12 protein-coding genes are annotated in these 20,060 nt (G+C 28.3%); 3 read left to right on the top strand and 9 right to left on the bottom strand.

Annotated features, from left to right (window positions below):
* Position 1 precedes the first annotated feature (1 nt).
* The 5 genes from GOY08_RS07095 to GOY08_RS07075 form a co-directional block, all read right to left on the bottom strand.
* Positions 2-1,033, bottom strand: a complete 1,032-nt coding sequence (locus GOY08_RS07095) for an ABC transporter permease subunit (protein WP_158998200.1) — start codon at positions 1,031-1,033, stop codon at positions 2-4.
* 13 nt (positions 1,034-1,046) lie between these two features.
* Positions 1,047-2,081, bottom strand: a complete 1,035-nt coding sequence (locus tag GOY08_RS07090) for an ABC transporter permease (RefSeq protein ID WP_158998199.1) — start codon at positions 2,079-2,081, stop codon at positions 1,047-1,049.
* A gap of 9 nt (positions 2,082-2,090) precedes the next feature.
* The gene (locus GOY08_RS07085; protein ID WP_158998198.1) at positions 2,091-3,797 is read right to left on the bottom strand and encodes an ABC transporter substrate-binding protein; all 1,707 of its coding nucleotides are present in this window, start codon (positions 3,795-3,797) and stop codon (positions 2,091-2,093) included.
* 137 nt (positions 3,798-3,934) lie between these two features.
* The gene (locus GOY08_RS07080; protein WP_158998197.1) at positions 3,935-4,828 is read right to left on the bottom strand and encodes a M23 family metallopeptidase; all 894 of its coding nucleotides are present in this window, start codon (positions 4,826-4,828) and stop codon (positions 3,935-3,937) included.
* Positions 4,829-4,944: 116 nt separating this feature from the next.
* Positions 4,945-5,556, bottom strand: a complete 612-nt coding sequence (locus GOY08_RS07075) for a hypothetical protein (protein WP_158998196.1) — start codon at positions 5,554-5,556, stop codon at positions 4,945-4,947.
* A 102-nt stretch (positions 5,557-5,658) separates the two neighbouring features.
* Between GOY08_RS07075 and GOY08_RS07070 the strand changes: the two genes are divergently transcribed.
* Entirely contained in the window at positions 5,659-6,942 is a 1,284-nt protein-coding gene (locus GOY08_RS07070; RefSeq protein WP_158998195.1) for a TIGR04552 family protein, read from the top strand.
* A 16-nt stretch (positions 6,943-6,958) separates the two neighbouring features.
* Positions 6,959-10,531: an FAD-binding and (Fe-S)-binding domain-containing protein gene (locus GOY08_RS07065; RefSeq protein WP_158998194.1), complete on the top strand. Its 3,573-nt coding sequence runs from the start codon at positions 6,959-6,961 to the stop codon at positions 10,529-10,531.
* A gap of 8 nt (positions 10,532-10,539) precedes the next feature.
* Here GOY08_RS07065 and GOY08_RS07060 read toward each other — a convergent pair whose 3' ends face one another.
* The 4 genes from GOY08_RS07060 to GOY08_RS07045 all read right to left on the bottom strand — a co-directional run bounded on the left by GOY08_RS07060 (position 10,540) and on the right by GOY08_RS07045 (position 13,303).
* Complete coding sequence (locus tag GOY08_RS07060) at positions 10,540-11,781, bottom strand: MFS transporter (RefSeq protein ID WP_158998193.1); 1,242 nt, start codon at positions 11,779-11,781, stop codon at positions 10,540-10,542.
* A 1-nt stretch (position 11,782) separates the two neighbouring features.
* Positions 11,783-12,202: a dTDP-4-dehydrorhamnose 3,5-epimerase family protein gene (locus GOY08_RS07055; RefSeq protein WP_268892496.1), complete on the bottom strand. Its 420-nt coding sequence runs from the start codon at positions 12,200-12,202 to the stop codon at positions 11,783-11,785.
* A gap of 134 nt (positions 12,203-12,336) precedes the next feature.
* Positions 12,337-12,516 carry a hypothetical protein gene (locus GOY08_RS07050; RefSeq protein ID WP_158998191.1) on the bottom strand — a complete coding sequence of 60 codons (180 nt, stop codon included), beginning with the start codon at positions 12,514-12,516 and terminating at the stop codon, positions 12,337-12,339.
* Between the two features lie 550 nt (positions 12,517-13,066).
* Complete coding sequence (locus GOY08_RS07045) at positions 13,067-13,303, bottom strand: hypothetical protein (RefSeq protein WP_158998190.1); 237 nt, start codon at positions 13,301-13,303, stop codon at positions 13,067-13,069.
* A gap of 531 nt (positions 13,304-13,834) precedes the next feature.
* Here GOY08_RS07045 and GOY08_RS07040 point away from each other — a divergent pair.
* A complete protein-coding gene (locus GOY08_RS07040) occupies positions 13,835-19,732 on the top strand; it encodes a calcium-binding protein (protein ID WP_158998189.1) in 5,898 nt (1,965 codons plus the stop codon).
* Positions 19,733-20,060: the final 328 nt, after the last annotated feature.

The raw sequence follows: 20,060 nt of genomic DNA, 5'->3' as shown, positions 1-20,060 counted from the left end.
ATTATGAATTCATTTTAGGGTCAAATGCTTCCCTTAAAGCTTGTCCAATTAAACTAATTGAAACTAAAATACATAAAATTGTTAGCACTGGAGAGATTAAAAGCCAAGGAGCATTTTGAATATTATCTTTTCCTTGTGCCATTAATTCTCCCAAACTTGGAGTAGGCGGAGGTAAACCGAAGCCTAAATAATCAAGTGCTGCAAGTAAAGAAACGCCACCTTCAATTGCAAAAGGACTTAAAGTTATTAACGGAGTTAATGAATTTGGTAAAATATGTTTCACAAGTATTTTTAAATTCGAAGCCCCTAAAGCTTTTGCTGCCTCACAAAATTCCCTTGTTTTTATAGTTAGAACTGCAGCTCTAATTTGACTAGCAATTCCCATCCAACCAAAAATTAATACAAGAAATAAAATAATCCAAAATGATTGACTTTTTGTTACTGCAGTTACTAATATCACCATGGTAAGCATTGGTATAATTGAAGATAATTCTTTTAATCTTTCTAAAATAAAATCAAAAATCCCCAAAAAATACCCTTGCATTGAGCCAATAAAGGCTCCTATAATATATGATATTAGCCATAGACTTATTCCAAAACTTAAAGACAGTCTACTTCCATAAAGAAGCCTTGAAAAAATATCTCTGCCTAAATTATCTGTTCCAAGCAAATGTTCTTTCGAAGGTTTTGCTAAGATTAAATCAGTTTGTGTCTCAGGGTGCCACTTTATGATTGGTTTAATGCTCCAATGCAAGTTTTTATTTATCCTATCATCTTCTTCAAGTTTTTGATAATCAACAATAAATGCATCAGTTAAGGTATAATCGCTAGGAGTGTAATTTATTAAAGCTGGAAAATAAAACTTTAATTCATTTGTACTATTTAACTTTCTGAGTAAAAATATGGGTTGATCATTTGCAATAAAATTTGCCGAAATAGCTGAAAAAAATATAAAAGCAAATAAAACCAATCCAAACTTTGCTTTTTTTTGAGAAAGAAAATGTTTAATTTTTCGGCTTGTATTTTTTTCCATAACACCTTTAATTTCAAGAATATTCTATTCTAGGATCAATTAAAAAATAAACAACATCATTCAGTATTTGTCCAAATAAAATTGCAAGAGACTGTAATACAACTATAGCCATTACAACATTAAAATCGCGGGATGCTAGCGATTGAAGACTTAAAGTACCAAGACCAGGGATGCCAAAAATAGGTTCGATAATAATGGAACCTCCCAAAAAACTCCCTAAAATAGCACCAAATCCAACTAGTAAAGGTAACAGAGCATTTCGAAGAGCATGTTTGAAAATTACAATATTTTCACTTAATCCTTTTGCTCTTGCAGTTCTAATGTAATCTGAACGTATCACTTCTAACATGCTATTTTTTTGTAATATTGCAAAGATAGTAAAATTCCCAATTACTGAAGCTAATACAGGAAGAAACATATGTTTACTTAGATCAAAAAACTTTCCTACAAAATTTAATTCATCATAGTTATCAGAATGCCAACCACCTAATGGAAAAATAGCGCCAAAAGGTAAAAATCTATCGGTACAAAAAATAAGTAAAAATATTACAGCAAATACTAAAGTAGGAATACTATAAGAAATAAACAACATAATAGTTGAAATAGAATCAAATTTACTGCCATCTTTTAACGCCATTAACACACCTAATGGAATGGCTATAAAATAAGTTAAAAAAAATCCTGGTATTCCAAAAGAAAGAGAAATAGGTAAGCGTTCAATGATTTGTTGCATTGCCGGCTCTCTAGTCGTAATTGAATCTCCAAAATTTAAAGTTAAAATATTTTTTATCCAAATTGCATACCTCGTTAAAACGGGTTTATCTAACCCGTATTGTATTTCTAATTCTTTTGTAAGTTTTTTAATTTCTTCAGGTCCCAGATTTCCAGATTTTGTACCACCACCTTCTCCACCAAGACCTCTTATTCGTGCTAATGCCTCTTGAACCGGACCACCTGGTAAATAGTTTTGAATACAAAAATATGTAAATGTCATTAAAAAAAACATTGGAATGACAGCTAAAAAACGTCTTATAAAATATTTCCGCATAACTACCTTTTACTTTACTAAGTAAAATAAATCACTTGCCGCACCTGATTCATAATTTGCAATCCAGCGTGATGAATATATTTTACTATTTAAACCTTCTAAGACATAATTTACTTCTGCGATAAAAGTATAAGGCTGATCATGATAAATAATTCTATTAATTTCTTGCATTATTTTTTGTCTTTTTGCAGAATTAAATTCAATATTTGCTTTTTTTATTAATTCGTCAACTTTTGGATTACTATAACTTACAAAATTTGACCCTTCATTCGATTCGGACTCAGAATCCCAAATTTGTTTTGCATTTGGAAATAAGGAACCAGTCCAAGCTAAAATAACAGCTTCAAACTTTCTTTTATTAATAAGATCGAGAAAAGTATTCCACTCATATGATCGGATATTTACTTTAATTCCTACTGATTTAAAATTCTCTTTAACAATTTCTGCAATTTTTTGTCGCGTTGTATTATTACTATTAATATCTAAATTAAACTCAAATTTCTCAATTTTTCCATTTATATTTCTTGTTAAAATTCCTGAACCATCATTTTTCCAACCAGCTTCTTTTAACAATGAAATTGCTTTCTCTTTATTAAAAGAAATGATATTTTGTTTACTTCTCAGTTCGGGAGCAGAATTTTCTGTAAAAGAACCAAATGGTGAAGTACTTTGTGTATAAAGATTAAAAAAAATCTTTTCCAATATTTTGTTATAATCGACTAAATAAGATAGAGCTGTTCTAGTCTTTACATCACTGAATAATGAATTTTTTAAATTCCAAGCAATATAGTTATAAGGCTTTGGAAATTTATTTTTTACTTTCAAAGACCATATTGGTTTTTCATTTTGTTTTGTTCCAAATTTATTTTTATCGATATTTGTAACTTTATTATGCCATTGCTCTGCAGTAAATGAAATTTGATCGACATCACCTTTCAAAAATTTTTCATATGTAAGATTAGGATCTGGAATAATATCTAAAATAATTTCATCAGGGTTAAATCTATTTTTAAAATGCGGTAAATCTTTTGCCCACCAATTTTTATTTCTTTTAAAAATAATTTTTTGCGAACGGAGAAATTTATCAAATATATAGGCTGCATTGCCAACTGGATTCATAATTCCTTTATCTAAATTAAAATCTTTTGTATTTTCAAATTGTTTTTTCTGGATAGGAGTAAAGGAAGCTAAAACATTTAAAGTATCGAATCGTGGTTCTGATATTGAAAAAACAAAACTTTGTTTATCTATTATTTTTAAAGTTACACCTTCAAAAAAAGATCTTAAAGCTGCTGCGTGAGTTTTTGTATCCATTAATGTATCAAATGAAAATTTAATATCATCAGTTGTTACAGAACTTCCATCTTGCCATTTGGCACTTTCATAAAGAGTAAAAGTATAGTTTTTCTTATCAGCAGAAACTTTAAAATCTTTTGCAAGATTAGGAATAAACTCTAAAGTTTCAGGATCAATGCTAAATAAAGAAAGCCAAAGATATCCTTCTACTGCAGAAGAAGCAGTATCATCACTGAGAAGAGGATTCATTACCTTTGGATCACTACTAATAGGAAAATGTAAAACTCCCCCTTTTTTTGCAGGAGGCATAGTTTCATAGTAGTTTGTTTTCTTCTGGTAAGAATATTCAGCGGAAGAATGAGCAGAGGAAAAAAAGCAAATATTGAGTAGGAAAGATAAAATTAGGGTTATAAATCTCATTGCTAAGCCCTCCCAATATAATTCTTAAAATGAATCTTCAAATCATTTTCTTTAACTATCTTGTCTCAATTTTAGACATAAAAAAAGAGACTTAAACTAAAATTTAAGTCTCTCTTGAAATAATGATCAATAAGAATTTAGTTACGTTTGACTTTGCTATTCTCATTGGAATTTAGAGCGTAATTGGACTTGTTTTGATAATAAGCCAATTGTGTTGTAAGAGCAGGAGTTTTCATTCCTAATTTTTTAATACCATCTGCATTTGGTGGAAGATAAGTAATAGGATTATAAGCAACTCCACCCACTCTAGTTTCATAATGCAAATTAGCACCAGTTACATAGCCAGATTTCCCTACATATCCAATAACTTGTTCGCGACGAACAAATTGGCCATTACGAACAACATACTTTACCATATGTGCATAAAGAGTTTCATGTTCATTATCATGGCCAATTATTACGGATTCACCATACCCACGTTTACTTCCAGCAAACAGCACAACACCATCTGCCGAAGCTTGAATTGGAGTTCCAACTGGTGCACTAATATCAATACCAGAATGCATTCTAGTACGATTTACTATTTTTACTTTTGCTTTAACTTTTGCATTACGAACTTTTCTAACCTTTGTAGCTAAACTTCTCATACCAAAGGCACTTGAAAATGTTCCTACAGTAGGCCAAATGAGCTCTCCAAACTTTCCAGTCTTAGCATCCATAGAAATGAGCGTAGAATCATTTAAATGCTCATCATCCAACTCTGGAAAATCTTCATCATTCTTTACTATATTGTTAAGATGCTCTTGTTGTGCTCCGGTAAAACCAAAAAAGTTTCGTTCAGCCATTTCTTGGCGGTGAATGAAAGCAGGATCTAGCACGACAGTTTCTTTTAATTCAGCAGCAGATCCCTTTAAAACTAAGTTTTGATTGGAACTATTAGAGCGTGAATTAAGACATCCCGTTAAGGCAATAGTAAGAGGAATGAAGACTGCAAAAGACAATTTTTTCTTTAATCTTTCCAATTTCAACATTCATCTCTCTCCAAGGTTTAAGAAGCGGTCTTGACAGTATATTAAATATATCACTTTTTCAAGCTGCCTAAAATTTGGGACTAGGATTCAGTCTATCGTATTTAAAATTGCAAAAATTAATAACCTGTCAAAATCATGACTTTTTGTACGCTTTCGAGCATCATTTCTTTGGTTGGCATTTCTATTCTTTGCAGCACTTCACCCTGGTTTCCAATAACCCAAACACTTGGTATTTTAGGATTTTTTAGTGCATCAAGAAAGTTTCTGGAAGCAAATTCGTTTAAAAATTGAGGATTGTATTTTTTTCGCCAAATATTTACTGCTTCAACAGAATCATTCGAAAAAAGCCCTATCACTCCAACCTTTCTTTGGGAAAAGGTTTTAAAATTTTTATTCATAATATCAGTAATTTCAGCAGATCTAGGGTTCCATGTTGCAAGTATTAACACGTACCAAAAGTGCATTTTTGCTACATTTACTTCAGATTCTCCTTCAACAGTGGGTTCTTTTGCATAAGAAATTGTAGGGAATTCCAAATGCCTAGGTAGAGGGGGAATATATACAGGAGTTTGCGGAGCACCTCCAGGAGTATTGTTTGAAGGAGGCGGTGATTTTTTATCATCAGCGGCAAAAATACTTAGTGGAATGAGTATCAGTTGCATTAACCATGTTTTTAGAATGAATTTAAAATATTGAAATAAATTGTTAAAATTTTTTTGAAGAATCAATTCCCCCTCCTTTCTTTTTTCAAAAAATACTGCCAAATATAGAATAACCATTCTAGACATTGAGTTGTAACGTCTAGAATTTGTCGTTTTGGAGGATGTTGCTTGAAAGAGATCCAAAATCAACTTGCAAATAAAGGCTTAACTGAGAACTATTTATCTTCCATCAATTCTCCTTGGAACATTCCCTGGCAAGAATTTGAGGTGATCCTTGGAATAAAAAATTCCTATTCTCAACGCAATTTAAATTTTCAAACCATAGCACAGGCTGAAGTCTTTTTAAAAAATTGTGGTTTTGATCTGGCAAATCAATTACATATAAAACAGTTTGAACAGTTTTTTGGGGAATCTATTTTTTTTATCCGACACGTTTTATTTACAGAGCAAGAACGTGAAAAATTTGTTGTACCCTCACAAATTATTCATATCACAAACCCATGTGAACTTTTAATAAATGCAAGTTCATTTGATCCAAGGAAAAGATATCTCAGACTTTGGTGTTGTTCCATTTTAAAAGTAATGTATGCCATTTCTAATTTGCAATTTAGCGGTAGACTTCATATTATTGACGACGCGCGAGAACAAATCTTTAAAAGAATCAAGAACATCCTGCAACCATCACATCACTCTTCGCACTCTGAACCAATTATATGCCAATTTAAAAATGCTGTAATCCATTTGAATAAAGTAGAATGGAAAGAAGCAAAAACAAGGACAAGCATAGTTTTAAAATTATTACACAAGCCAGATAGTATCGTTGATGATGTATTTGACTATTTAGGAGTGCGTTTTGTCGTACAAAACTCAAACGAAATTCCATTGCTACTAAAGTTATTAATTGAAGCTGATATTATTATACCACATCAAGTAGTTTCAATTAGAACTCGTAATTCATTACTTAATATCCGTCATCCTAAAAAAATATTTAGTTTTTTAAAAGATTTAAATTCTTGTGGTACTTTAACTGATCTTGAGTTTGAAAATATGTGTAAAAATATGTCTTGGTCTGCACAAACGAACGATGATAACAACAAGCGTTCAAATACGTTTAGCAGTCAACATTATCGCTCTCTTCAATTTACAGTAAGACACCTTGTTAGAACACCAAATCCCGCTTATCTTGTGCTAGAATCAATGACAAATCAACTGAGAAGATATACTGGAATTTTGCGGCAAGAACCTTGGATGGAAAGTGTTATTCCACAATATTTTGCTCACTATTTTCCTATTGAAATTCAGATGATGGATCAAGAAAGCTATGAAATGGCAAAATTTGGCCCTGCTTCACATGAACAATATAAAGCAAATCAGTTAAAAGCTGTAAGAGAAAGAGTTTTAAGTAACTTATTGACTTTTAGTTCTGAAAAATTAACGACACAGGATATTTAGCAAAGGATGATAGAACATGAACTCAGCAGAACTTGATAACTGGCTTGATATAGCTGGATTAATGCCTCCTTTACCAAGTGAAGCTGCTAAAAAATTAAAAGATAAATTAGGAATAAATCTATCAAGTTCACATACATTTCTTCCAAATATATTAACAAGAAGAGAATTTGATTCAGATGTTTTACCTGTCTTAAATTATACTTTACCGAAAGAAATGGTAGATTTTATAAGTAATAGAGTTGAAAAAACATTTGAACTCAGAAACAAGTTAAAAATGTTAAAAAATAGAATAGTTGAAATTGTAGGTGAGGGAAATTTTTCTGCTCTTTGGTTAGATAGAGAGGCTTTTTCTGCAGATAGTATGGAACATAGAGCTCTCATGACAGAAGCAGTTGTGCATATTTACTCAAGTAAAGCATTACAAGAAATTGTAACTTTATTTAGTAAACAGGACATTCCTATGATCCCATATGGTGAAGGTGGTGGCTATAATATGGGAGTCACGCCAATGGCCCCCGCAGTTACGATAAGCGTCAGGGGAATTGATCATATTTCTGAGATAAAACCTAGTAGGAAAAATAATGGAAAATATGAAATATCTGTTGGTGCTGGTGTGCCATTTAAAGATTTAGTGCAATATTTAATGAAACGCGGTTATGTTTTGCGCTGTGATCCAAACACTCCACGCGCTGCAACTGGTGGAATAGCGGCTACAGGCAGTAATGGCGGGAGAAAAGCATTTGAAGTTATTTTAAGTGGTAGAGCTGTTACACATGAAGGATTAGCTGTGTTGTTCGCCACGAGTGAATATGAAGCTAATTGTATTAACAATGAGCCTTTTTTATTAGCAAGAAAATTCTTTAGTATTGAAGATGTTTCTTTATTTGAAAAAACACTTGATGAAGTAAAAAAGAAAAGAAGAATAGCTTGCCCAACTCCCAATGCCCAAGGAATTGTTGTTCCATTACAAGGGATGAAAGCAAATGCAAATATGCTTGCACAAGCTGCATCTGAAAATAAAACATTAGTTGATACTATGGCTGATTTACCTCCACTACCTATATCTGCATTTGTTGGGGCTGAAGGTACTACTGGATTTATCTATGAAGTTACATTTGAAATTGAAAAACCTTTGGAATGGCTTCAAGCTTCGAGATGGCATTTTACAAGTGTTGATGCAGCTATGGCTGCTACAAGAGAAATCAAAAAATTAAACAAAGATAATCAACCCGAATATTTTGAATTTATTTCCGGACAAAGTATTCGTCGTTACTTAATTCAAGATTTTCCCTCTGTATTTACTAATGAAACAGAGGCAGTAATCATTCTTGCTGTTGAAGGCGAAACAGAAAGAAAATGCCAAGAAAAACATTCTTTAAATGAAGAAACAATATTCCAAACATTAGCTAAACTTGAATACAATAAATCTGAAGTAATAATAAAATTAGAAAAAACTAATATTCTAAATCAAAATAAAAATATTGAAGAATTTGAAATATTAAGAAAACCTAGAGAGGAATTACCAAAAAAACTACGCACAAAATGTAAAACTGATATGGAAATTCGAACAGAATATTTAGGAGAAGTATTAAAAATAGTTGATAAAACTTCACCTAAAAGTATGTCAGAGAAAAAGCAAGATGTTCTATTTGGACATTTAACTCCAAATCATACTGCAATTATTCACTGGAATATTGGTGGATTTGATCTCTATGATGAAGAACAGGCCGACATTGCTTGGGATTATTTAGAAAGTGTGATTGGAAAGGCGCAAAATCTTGCACCAAAAAGTGATAAAAATGGAAGTGCACGTTTTACTGGAGAACATGGTGTTGCTGGAAAAGCTCCATTCTTATGGCTAAATTATATCCCAGCAGACGATTTTTTAAGAATGTGTAAAGTTAAAGATTTATTAGATCCAAAAGGTCTTTATAATCCTGATACATTATTTTTAAGAACGAGCCATTCCAGAGCTCTTCGTGCAAGATTATTAAATACAAGTGCTAAATATATAAAAGAATCATTAGAAAAATCTAATGCACTAAAAAAAGGTAACAAAGATACTCTTGAATTTGAAGAACACTTATTAATAGCAGAAAATTTTGCTGTTGCTGAAGGACAAAAATGTACTCGTTGCAATAGTTGTAAAGTTTGTCCAGTAATTGATGCCGAGCATGAACTTGAAAGAGAAAAGAAAAGAAATTCAAAAAATTCTGTTTTACCTAGTAAACGTAATATTCTTATGTTTATGGAAAAAATAACTCATATAAGAAGAACAGCTGAACAAAGTAACGATCCGCATTTAGTCAATAAAATATTTCAAACAACTTCACTAATGATGAAGGAAAGTGCAGAGTTACTTAAAAAATGTTTTTACTGCAGGCGCTGCGATAAAGCTTGCCCTGTTGATATTGAAATTCACCCTCTCATGCGAGCCTATCAAACCATGGGCAAACTTCCATCGATGGGATCTAAACTGTGGGGTTTTTTATATGAACGTTTAATGGGTGAAGATATTTTTAAATCAGCTACATATCGTATAATTGCATTTTTTACTTTATTGGGAGCTCCATTCCTTGCATTTTTAAGAAAAATAAAAATAATTCCGGATTGGATAAAAACATATACAGTACCACCAACTTTATCTTTAGCGCATTATCATGCCCATGAACATGGAATTAAAATTCAACCGACAGATAACTTTGTTCTCATTAAAAATGATCAAAGTAATGAAAATTTTATTGCTCAAAGTACTCATCAACCTGATAAAGTATTCATCCGTTATCGTGGATGTATGGATACGTTTGGCAATCCAGCAGCCACTGAGGGGGTTGATGAATATTTTAAAAATATATTGAATGCTCGAATAGTAGACCTAGAAAAAAAGATGTGCTGTGGTTTTCCTTTTGAAGCAGATGGTTTACATGAACGTGCCAAACAGGCACAAATAATGAGTCTAATAGAAATTGCCAAATGTATTTCTCGTCTCGTCCTTGAATGTCACTCAGCTATGCAAGAAATTCCAAAATTTATTTTATTTTCTAATTGTCCTACTTGTTGCGAAGCCATTAAAGAAATGCGCAATTTATTAAAAAATGAAGCCACTACCGAATATGTTCGTTTAAAAGCAAATATCACAGAAGATTTTGATATGCGATTAATTGATTTTGACACAATGGACACTGCTGAATTGGCAATGTCAATAATAAAGAAAATACCAGAATTTCAAGAAGCTAAAAAAGCTAAGAAAACCGTTGGCCTTAAAGTACCATGTCATAACACCAAATCAGCAACAGCAGCGCAATTAGAATTGCTTAACTTATATTTTACTGGTGTTGCTGCCTATGACAGATGCTGCGGATTATCGGGTACAGGACGCTTAAAGCATCCAAAAATTGGAACTAAAATTTCTGAAAAATTATTTGAACAAATACGTGAACAACCTGCTGAAATTGTTGTTAGTGGATGCCCTAGCTGCAGAGATGGTGTGAAAATGCAAAAAGAAATTCTTGCTGCTAAAAAAGATGAAATTGCAAATTTTGAAGTTTCAGGAATTTTTCAAGAAATAATGAAGACAGTGAAATCTTAAAAAATATATCATGCACTAACAGAAATTTTATTTTTTGCAGATGCATCCTTTTCATTTGAAGATAATTTTCTGTATTTAAAAGAAAAATAATAACTTAATAGGAAAAATAAAATAAGCAAATTAGTACTATAAAACATTAAATTTTTTATTTCTTTTATATCATTCAGAAATGAAATAAAAAGCCCAGAAAAAGGAACTGAAATTTGATTAATAGCAAGTAAACAGCCAGTTATCTTTCCTAGCATAGAAACTTCTACTAAAGTTTTTCTTAAAATTCTTGCAAATAGAGAATTTACCAATGTAAAAGCAATAATTAAACCATAAAAAGTTACAAATGAGAAAAATCCAGTTGAGAATACACAAATATATGAGGATAAGATTATACCAAATGCACCGATTATTGAAAAATAAAATACTTTTTTTTCATCAATAAAATGTGAAGTAATTATCATTGATAATGCACCAAAACTTCCAGCAACAATGTTTAACAGTCCAAATTCAGCATCAGATTTAAGATATAAAATTTTTACTAAGGGAGCACCTGCAGCTTCAACAATACTAATAATAAAATTTATAAGACTTGCTTGCAATGCAAAGAAAAGTAGGATTGGAAATTTTTTAAAAATAAGTAACGTATTTTTAAAACTAATTAAGAACGATTCATGATTTTTATTGATCATTAATCTGTCTGTGTCATCTCGCCATTTCTGATTTAATGTATTTATTAAATTGTATAAGTAAAAAATTGGGACAATTAATAAAAAATATTTTATTGGTAAATATGTAACTAAAAATATTGCTATTGCAGGACCTACTAACATAGAAACTTGATCACACATATTTAAATATGATACAACTTTTGTATATCTTTTTAATTCAATATTTTTCATAAGTAACACATCAGCCGCAATTGCTGTTTGTGACGTTCCCAATGAACTTATTGCTCCTAAAATACCGATTACAACTGCTATGCTATAATGAGTTGTGGATAAAATTATAAAAGCAATAAAACAAGCAACTATTTTCACTAAATCAATAAAAATCAATGATTTTTTAGACCCAAATTTATCGGTTAAATATCCACCAAAAGGAAGAAACAAAACACGCGGCAACCATTCAATAAAATAGGCCAGCCCTGCTGCAGAAATATTATTTGTAGTGTTAAACACAATCAATGGCAAAGCAAATAACAAAATATGATCAGCTACAAAAACTAGAAATATACTAAATATAAATTTAATTTCTCTCAACTTAAACCTCTTTTTTATGGTTTAATGTTACTTTATATTTTTTTCCTGAAGCAGGATCTGTATAGAGTCTTGATATAGGTGTTGCATAGTAATCACTACTCTTAAGTGTATTAATAAATTTTTTCTGCTCTTCAGCTTGTTTCTGATAGAATTGAATATCTGCTAATATTTTATTTGGTTTTAATATTGGATAATTATAATTAGAAAGAGGCCAATCGATAACATCATTTTTTGGAATGTAATTCCCTTTTGAATTTAACAGTAATCTTGGACGATTAACTGTAAATATATTTTCCAAATTTTTAAAAGCATGAGCAACCCCCGGTGGTATAATTAAATATCTAATTGGTGAAGGTTTAAAATGTAATTCAACCTTATTATGCAAGGTAGGAGAGCCCTCTCTACAATCAACTAAAACCAATTCTACAGTTTGCTCTTTATTCCCTAAAAATGTTAATCTATCTTCCTGTCCTAAATGAATTCCGTAAGAATCATGAGCATAATATACTTCACCATGATCAACTATATAAAAGGGTGATTCATCTAATAAAGGAACTATACCACTTTCATTTCCTGTACTTCTGTAGATAAAGCTTTTATACCAGCAAAAAAAGTACTTCCATTTTGAGAATTTCTTTTAGGTCCAAATTTTTCAATTAAAACTCTGAAATCTAATTGAAGATTTGATTCAATATTTCCTTCATACAAATCTGACAATTTTATTCCAGCATACATAGTAATTTCTCCATATTTTTATTACTTATGAAAATAGAATATTCTACTGTAAAAAGATTAATCTCATCGAAAAGTTATCCCCTAATTTATTTTTTGTCAATTAGTTTTTATTATCCTATAAAATATGTAATTACTGTATGAATTATAAAAAAATTGATAATTAACTCCTCAGAAAATCAGCTAAAACAATTTTAGTTTATAATGTTAGAGGTTTGCATTTGCATAAAATTAACTTAGCTTGTCCAATGGAAACTGAAATTCACCCATTCATGAGAGCCTATCAGACAATCGGTAAACTTCCATCAATGGGCTCAAAATTATGAGGCTTTTTATATAAGCGATTAATATTGGAACTAAAATTTCTGAAAAATTATTTGAACAAATACGAGAACAACCTGCTGAAATTGTTGTTAGTGGATGCCCTAGTTGCAGAGATGGTGTGAAAATGCAAAAAGAAATTCTTGCTGCTAAAAAAGATGAAATTACAAATTTTGAAGTTTCAGGAATTTTTCAAGAAATAATGAAGACAGTGAAATCTTAAAAACATAAATTATGCACTAACAGAAATTTTATTTTTTGCAGATTTATCCTTTTCATTTGAAGATAATTTTCTGTATTTAAAAGAAAAATAATAACTTAATAGGAAAAATAAAATAAGCAAATTAGTACTATAAAACATTAAATTTTTTATTTCTTTTATATCATTCAGAAATGAAATAAAAAGCCCAGAAAAAGGAACTGAAATTTGATTAATAGCAAGTAAACAGCCAGTTATCTTTCCTAGCATAGAAACTTCTACTAAAGTTTTTCTTAAAATTCTTGCAAATAGAGAATTTACCAATGTAAAAGCAATAATTAAACCATAAAAAGCAACAAATGAATAAAATCCAGCTGTGAATACAGAAATATTTAGTTAATAAAAATTAATTTATTACTATTTTTTGATTGGATGTAGCTTCTACTAAAAGAAAGCAACATGAAAAGTAATGGTTCATAGCCCAAAGTATCTGTCAAAATCATAATAATTTTATTGGGTGGTTAATTAGATGCAAATATTAGCAAATTTTTGTAAATTTTATAAAATGGTTATCTATTTTTACTAAAAATTTTATAATATTCGTTTTTTTTTAAAAAATTTTTATGAATTACAATACTCATTGTTTTTTTTTTAAATATTAAGTAGAGAAAAATATTTGATAATGAATATCATTATCAAATAAAACAAAATTATATAAATTTTTTAAAAATTTCTAAAAAGAAGAACTCATCATATTTTTTGCAAATATGGTGGACATTTCTAATATCAAAAGGAATAATTATGAAACTTTTTCCGTTAAATAATATTTTTTCAGTTTCTTTCTTGTCTATAATTTTTTTTAATGTAGGGTGCCATAAAAATAAACAAATATTAGAAGAGAATGTATCAGATAAAAATTCAATACTTTCAAAAAATTTAATTAGTTTTAATGAAGACATATTCTCTGAAAGTGAAGAAGAAAATTTAATAAATCAAGACCAATCAGAACTAGAGCAACAAAAAATAATAGATTTTCACATTAAATATGATGAATATAATATTGAATTAAAAAAAGATCAACAAAACAATTTTTGGGATTTATATGCAACAATTTATGTAGATCAAAAAATTCACTATATTAACCTATCAAAAAAATCTTTAGAAGAATTAGAAAGCAGGCTTAATGAAGAGATCATAACAAAAAAGTCAGATGATATTGTGCAACTTGAAAATGATTTTGATATTAAAATTGATTATAGAAGCAGTAATAGAATATTAGTAACGGATAATGCCACTGGAAAATTTGATATCTATAAAAATATTGATGATATAAAAACTGTTTTTAATGGCAATTCTTTTATTATGAAAAAAGCAAAAACAGTAAAATTTTTGCTGAGAAAGATAAGAGGAAAAGATTCACATAATAATGTTTTAAGTTTAAAAACAGATATAAAAAGTAGAGCTCTTGTGATAGATGGAGCTGATGATCTTGCTTTTGCTTTAGAAAATTCAGGTTTGCCAAAATATATAGAATTAACATTAAAATCAAATATATATATGTTATTTGGAGGCGCTGTTTTTATAGGATATGAAGGAGCGAATCAAGAATTTCATGATGTAAGACAAGAATATATTGATAGTTTAGATGATATAAAAAAGATTAGAAAAGAAATTATTAAAAACATTTCATTAGAATTAAATATGAAATCAAATTTAAACGATTCAATTAAAGATGATATATCGAATAATTCTAGTATAGAAAACTTGACAAAGTTATCTTCTGAAAATACCAATTTTAAATTGAAATTTTTAAATAAAATTAATGAATTTTTCAAGACAAATAGAATTCTAAAAGCAAGTGATGTCAATAATTTAATTAAAGAATTGGCTTTAATGATTGAAAAGCAAAACGCAACTATTTCGAGTGCTAATGATAATAAAAATCTTAGCTTAACTAAATTTAAAAAAACTTTTGAAAAATTAAATACCATAGATTCTCTTTCAAAACTTCCAAATACAGAAAGAGAGCTTATTGTAACAAATATTAATGAATTACATAAACTACAAAATAGTTTGAATGATTCACTATCAAAATACTTTGAAACATTTACTATTTTACCAAATATCAAAAGTGGTTTGGCTTATATGTATTATGGCATGCTTGCTTTAGAAGGAAAAACATTAACTGAATTAGTTGCTTTGAAAGCTAAGAATTATAGTAGCGATATATTTAAGCTAGACTCGTTTAAGGATCTTGCTGGAACAATAGGAACATTTGGTAATGTTCTACTAGCTTCTGGGCAGGCACAAATGGTTATTGCTGGACTCTCACAATTTAAAGAAAATATTAGGGAAGTAAAAACTCTAAATGCTTGGTTAGAAGAATTTAAAAATAGCAAATACTGGAATGAAGTAGAAAATTCAAAATTAGATACAACTTCAAAACAAAAAATATTAGCTACAAAAAAAATAATTGAAACATTTTATAAAAGTAACAGAAATTGGATTTTAACCCGCTCTGCTGGAGATACTTTAATTACTGCAGGTCAAGCAATGATGTTTATTTCAAGTCCATTAATAGGTAATGAACCAAATACAGCAATTTTAGGAGCAGGTGCAACAATTTTAGGTGTAACAACTTCGCAAGTTGCAGATCATTATATTGAAAACCATTTCACCTTTGATGAGCCATCTAAAAAATCGTTGGAAGCAAAAATTTCTGATGGTGAATTTGATGATTCTGAAGCAAGTTATACAGAAAAATTAATTGATAGATATGAAAAGCTTGTTGATCTTTCAAGAAAAAAAACGCATATTCGTGTTTGGCAGAAAATATATGATTATATTCTGCAGTATCCTAACATGGATTCTAATACTATAATCAATAATCTTAAAAATAATTGGAAAAATAAAAATTCATCTATAAACAAGTCTAAAGAAATATATTATAAAGAAATATATTTACCTTCATTAGAAGAAATATTTCCAAGAAATAATTCAGAGATATTTACAAGAAATTTAGAATTTATTAATAAATCAAAGCAATTATTAATAAACAACAAAGATTCTCTTTCTTTTATTTCTTTTGTTTCTACTCACTTTAAAGAAATAGATTCGCAAATTCAAAAGAATAAATATACTCCTTCTTCTTTAAAATCAGAAGCCATTTTGTTGGATGTAAATAGTAATACAAATGATATAGTTAAATTAAGAAACATTTTCAACTTTTTTGATCAATTTGAAATAACTCCAGAATTTGATAGAAGAATAGTCAAAAAAATTATATTACGCAATGGTTATTTTTGGTCCCGTGAGAATGAAATTGATTTTAAAAAGAAAATATCAGAAAGATATTTAAAAGAAATATCAGTAAAAACTAATAAACAGCCATGGAATATTCCAAATCCATTGCCAGGTTTTATATCATATTATTTTCCTAAAAAATTAATAAAGTCAGATATGTTAAAAAAACCATTATTTTTCTCTCAAAAAACAAAAAAAATATTTATATTTGATAGAGAGAAATTTATTAATGATTTAAATAGTTATAATGAGTTAGATACCACTAATAAAAAAATTGTTGATGAATTTTCAAGACTTATTTTTGACTTTAACTCTTCAAACTATATTAATAATCAATTTTTAAATAAAATAGTTAAATTCAAACATGCTTTTGGAAAAGAAACTAGAGATGTTTTTCATTTAGCTTATAACGGGATTGCAAAAAATATATTTAAAACAGAATCCTTTAGACCATTAATGGTAGGAGCAAAAGAGCAAGTTGATCAATTTAATGCTCTAAATAATTTAAATTTAAATCCGAAGAAATCAAATTTATCTAAATTTTCAAATTATACTTATAGTGGAATTAAAAAATTCTCTTCTTTTGCAAATAAATATAATGTTTTTATGAATTTTGTTTTAATGCCAAATTCTTTAAATCAAATTAAGGATTCTATCGAGAGCGGGAATGTAAAAAATGCTGTTCTAGATTCATCAAATTTTATTTTTAATCAGACAGATTTAGCTTTAGATTTATTAAGAAATATAGGAATGAAATCTTACTGGTCAAAGCATCCTAAAACGTTTCATAATTTAGGTTCATTACAAGCTGTCCTAAACTTTGCTTCTGCAGCAATAGACATTTATAAAGGAGATGAGCTAATAAAAAACTCTAAATTAGTCGATGATGTAAAAATAAAACAAGATTTATATATAAATGGTTCTTTATCAGTTGCAACGGGAGCAACTTCCCTAGCAACAGGAATTTTTTTACCTATTTCAACGAAGGCTGGTCCAATTGGTTCATCTATAGCATTTTCAATTATGTTTGCACAAGGAACATATAATGCTGTGCGAACTTCACAAAGATTAAGAGAACTTGGTTATACAGAAGCAGAGGTTGTAATGAATTCAATATCAGATTTTTTTGGTACCTATAAAAAAGATATTGATCCTAAATATAATGTAAGGGAAATGGAGTATGCATTTTATAACAAAATTATTCCTAGTATTCTCGAAGAAAATAATAATAAATATTTAAAAAATATAACTTCAAGTGAATTATATTTTTTCAATAAAATTGTTTATCCTGAAATTAGAGTATTTTTGCCTTTTACAGATTACGAAATATCCAGTAACTTTTCATACTTTGATGATGATTATGATTATCCAACAATAACTCCAGGTGAAAAACTGGAATCTCAAATGCATTTATGTCTAACAAATAATATTTATTCTTCAATAGAAGCTTCTGAAAATGAAAAAATGAATTTAAACCGAATTCATAATGAAAATATAAATAGATATCATTCAAAATTAGCTTTAAAAAATACGATTATTAAATCAAAAGAAAGTGAAATATTTACAAAATATGGAAATGACACAATTCCATGTCCTTCAACTGATACATTTTTCCCTATGAAAGAAGTATTTACTAAAATAAATTCAAGTAACGTTCCAGAAAAACGCAAAGCAAACTTATATTTTGTTGGTTTTGGTGATCAAGGAAAACATGGTAATATGATAAGTTCTATTATAGGGGATAAATCTTCTATAAACTTATATAACATTCATCCTTCTTCATATTTACTTCAAATATATGGCGGAGAAAAAGAGGATATTTTTGAATTTTTTGATATTGTTAAAGGAAAAAGTTTTAATTCTACAACAAACGGATTTATAGATGGAAAAGATGGGATAGATACTATTACATTTACTAACTTTAAAAATGATCCTAATTATGAATTAACTATATCTTTAAATGAAGAAAATACTTCAAAAGATTTCCCTAATTTTATAAATATAGAAAATGTCATTGGATCACCTTTAAATGATATTATTCATGGAAACGAAAATGAAAATATTTTGTATGGAATTTCAGGAAATGATAAAATTTATGGTCATCAAGAAAACGATATTATTTACCCTGGAAAAGGACTTGACTATCTAAATGGTGGATCAGGAAAAGATATCTATGTTATTTTAAAAAATGATATAGAAAATGGTAATATTAAAACTATTGATAATTTCGATTCAAAGTTTAGTTTAACTGACAATGAAAGCTTTGATGCTATAATGACGGATATAGAAAATATTAAATCAAAAAAAGATGGTTCTAATTTAATTTTAGGTTATATTGAGAATAAAACCTTTATTGAAGCAATCATAATTAAAAACTATTTTAATGGTGAAAATTATCAACATATATATATTTCAGATCTAAAAGGAAATATTTTTAGTTCTAATCAAAATTCTCTCTATTCAGATGATGTAAATTTAAATTCTTTGGTACCTATTGATACTTTAAAAACAAATAAAGAATATATTAATATGAATGAATTAGCGTTAATTAATTATAAATTTAATAATATAATAGGTTCAAATATTTCAGAAAAAATAATAGGTAATCATGAAGACAATAGTATTTCCGGAAATGGTGGTAACGATATTTTGTATGGAAATTCTGGAAAGGATTTATTATCTGTTTACTTAAATACAAGAATTGAAACCCTGACTTCTTTAAAATATCCCATTCTTAATGGGGGAACTGATTCCGACGTGTATGTTATTAATATGGATAAAGATGCTGAACAAAATAAATATTTTTTAAAAATAGAAAATGAAGATATAAATGAAGACAATGATTTTATCATCATAAATGATCACAATAAAAAAATTACTTCGGTTAAGTTTAGTAAGCAATCAGATCAGAGGAAGATTGAAAATCATTTAAAAATTTCTATTATTGATGATAAAAATAATCAATTTATTGTTTTAATTCATAAATGGTTTGACTCTTCTAAATATAGACATTTAGAAGTTCAAGTTGGAGATTATTTAACCATTGATAGTACGTTATTAGATTTAATAAGAACAAATATTGAGGATAATGAAAATAAATTATCAGATTCTTTTGTCTTTAATATCTATAATAATGAATTTAAATCTATTAAAATTTTAAACCATTCTTTCAATGTATTTGATTCCAATAGAATGGATATAGAACAGAAAGAAATTGATTTTTCTGATTTAAGTAATTCTAAATTTGAAAAAATTAAAATGAATAATGATTTATTTTTAAATATAGAAAATAACAATTCATTTGTCTTAATTAAGGATTTTTATCTAAACAAGAAAAATATAAACCTTAAGTTAAATCATAATTCAATTAAGAAACTTGATTTTATTTCAAATTAATAGTAGTTATAAAAAGAATTTTATACTATCACTGTTGAAATATTATACTTTAAATTTTAATTTATAAAATCAAATCCTTATAATATAACTTAATATTTTATTCAATATTTTCTCGTTAAAATATGAAATTTTTGCATTAATCAGAATATTTTCTTTATATTAAAAAAAGTAAATTGCAGTAAACCTAATTTAGTTAATACATGATAAATGTAAATTTTGATACTTTACTTGAGGCTCAGCAATACTAGTCTCAGATGAGAGGCTGTGATTATAATTGTAAAAAATTTCTTATAAATGCATTAAAACAAAATAAGCAGATTTTAATAAT

This window comes from Pigmentibacter ruber, assembly GCF_009792895.1.
In the GTDB taxonomy this organism is placed as follows: Bacteria; Bdellovibrionota_B; Oligoflexia; order Silvanigrellales; family Silvanigrellaceae; genus Silvanigrella; species Silvanigrella rubra.
The sequence above is the reverse complement of the archived record's forward strand: the minus strand, read 5'-3'. Positions and strand labels throughout refer to the sequence as shown.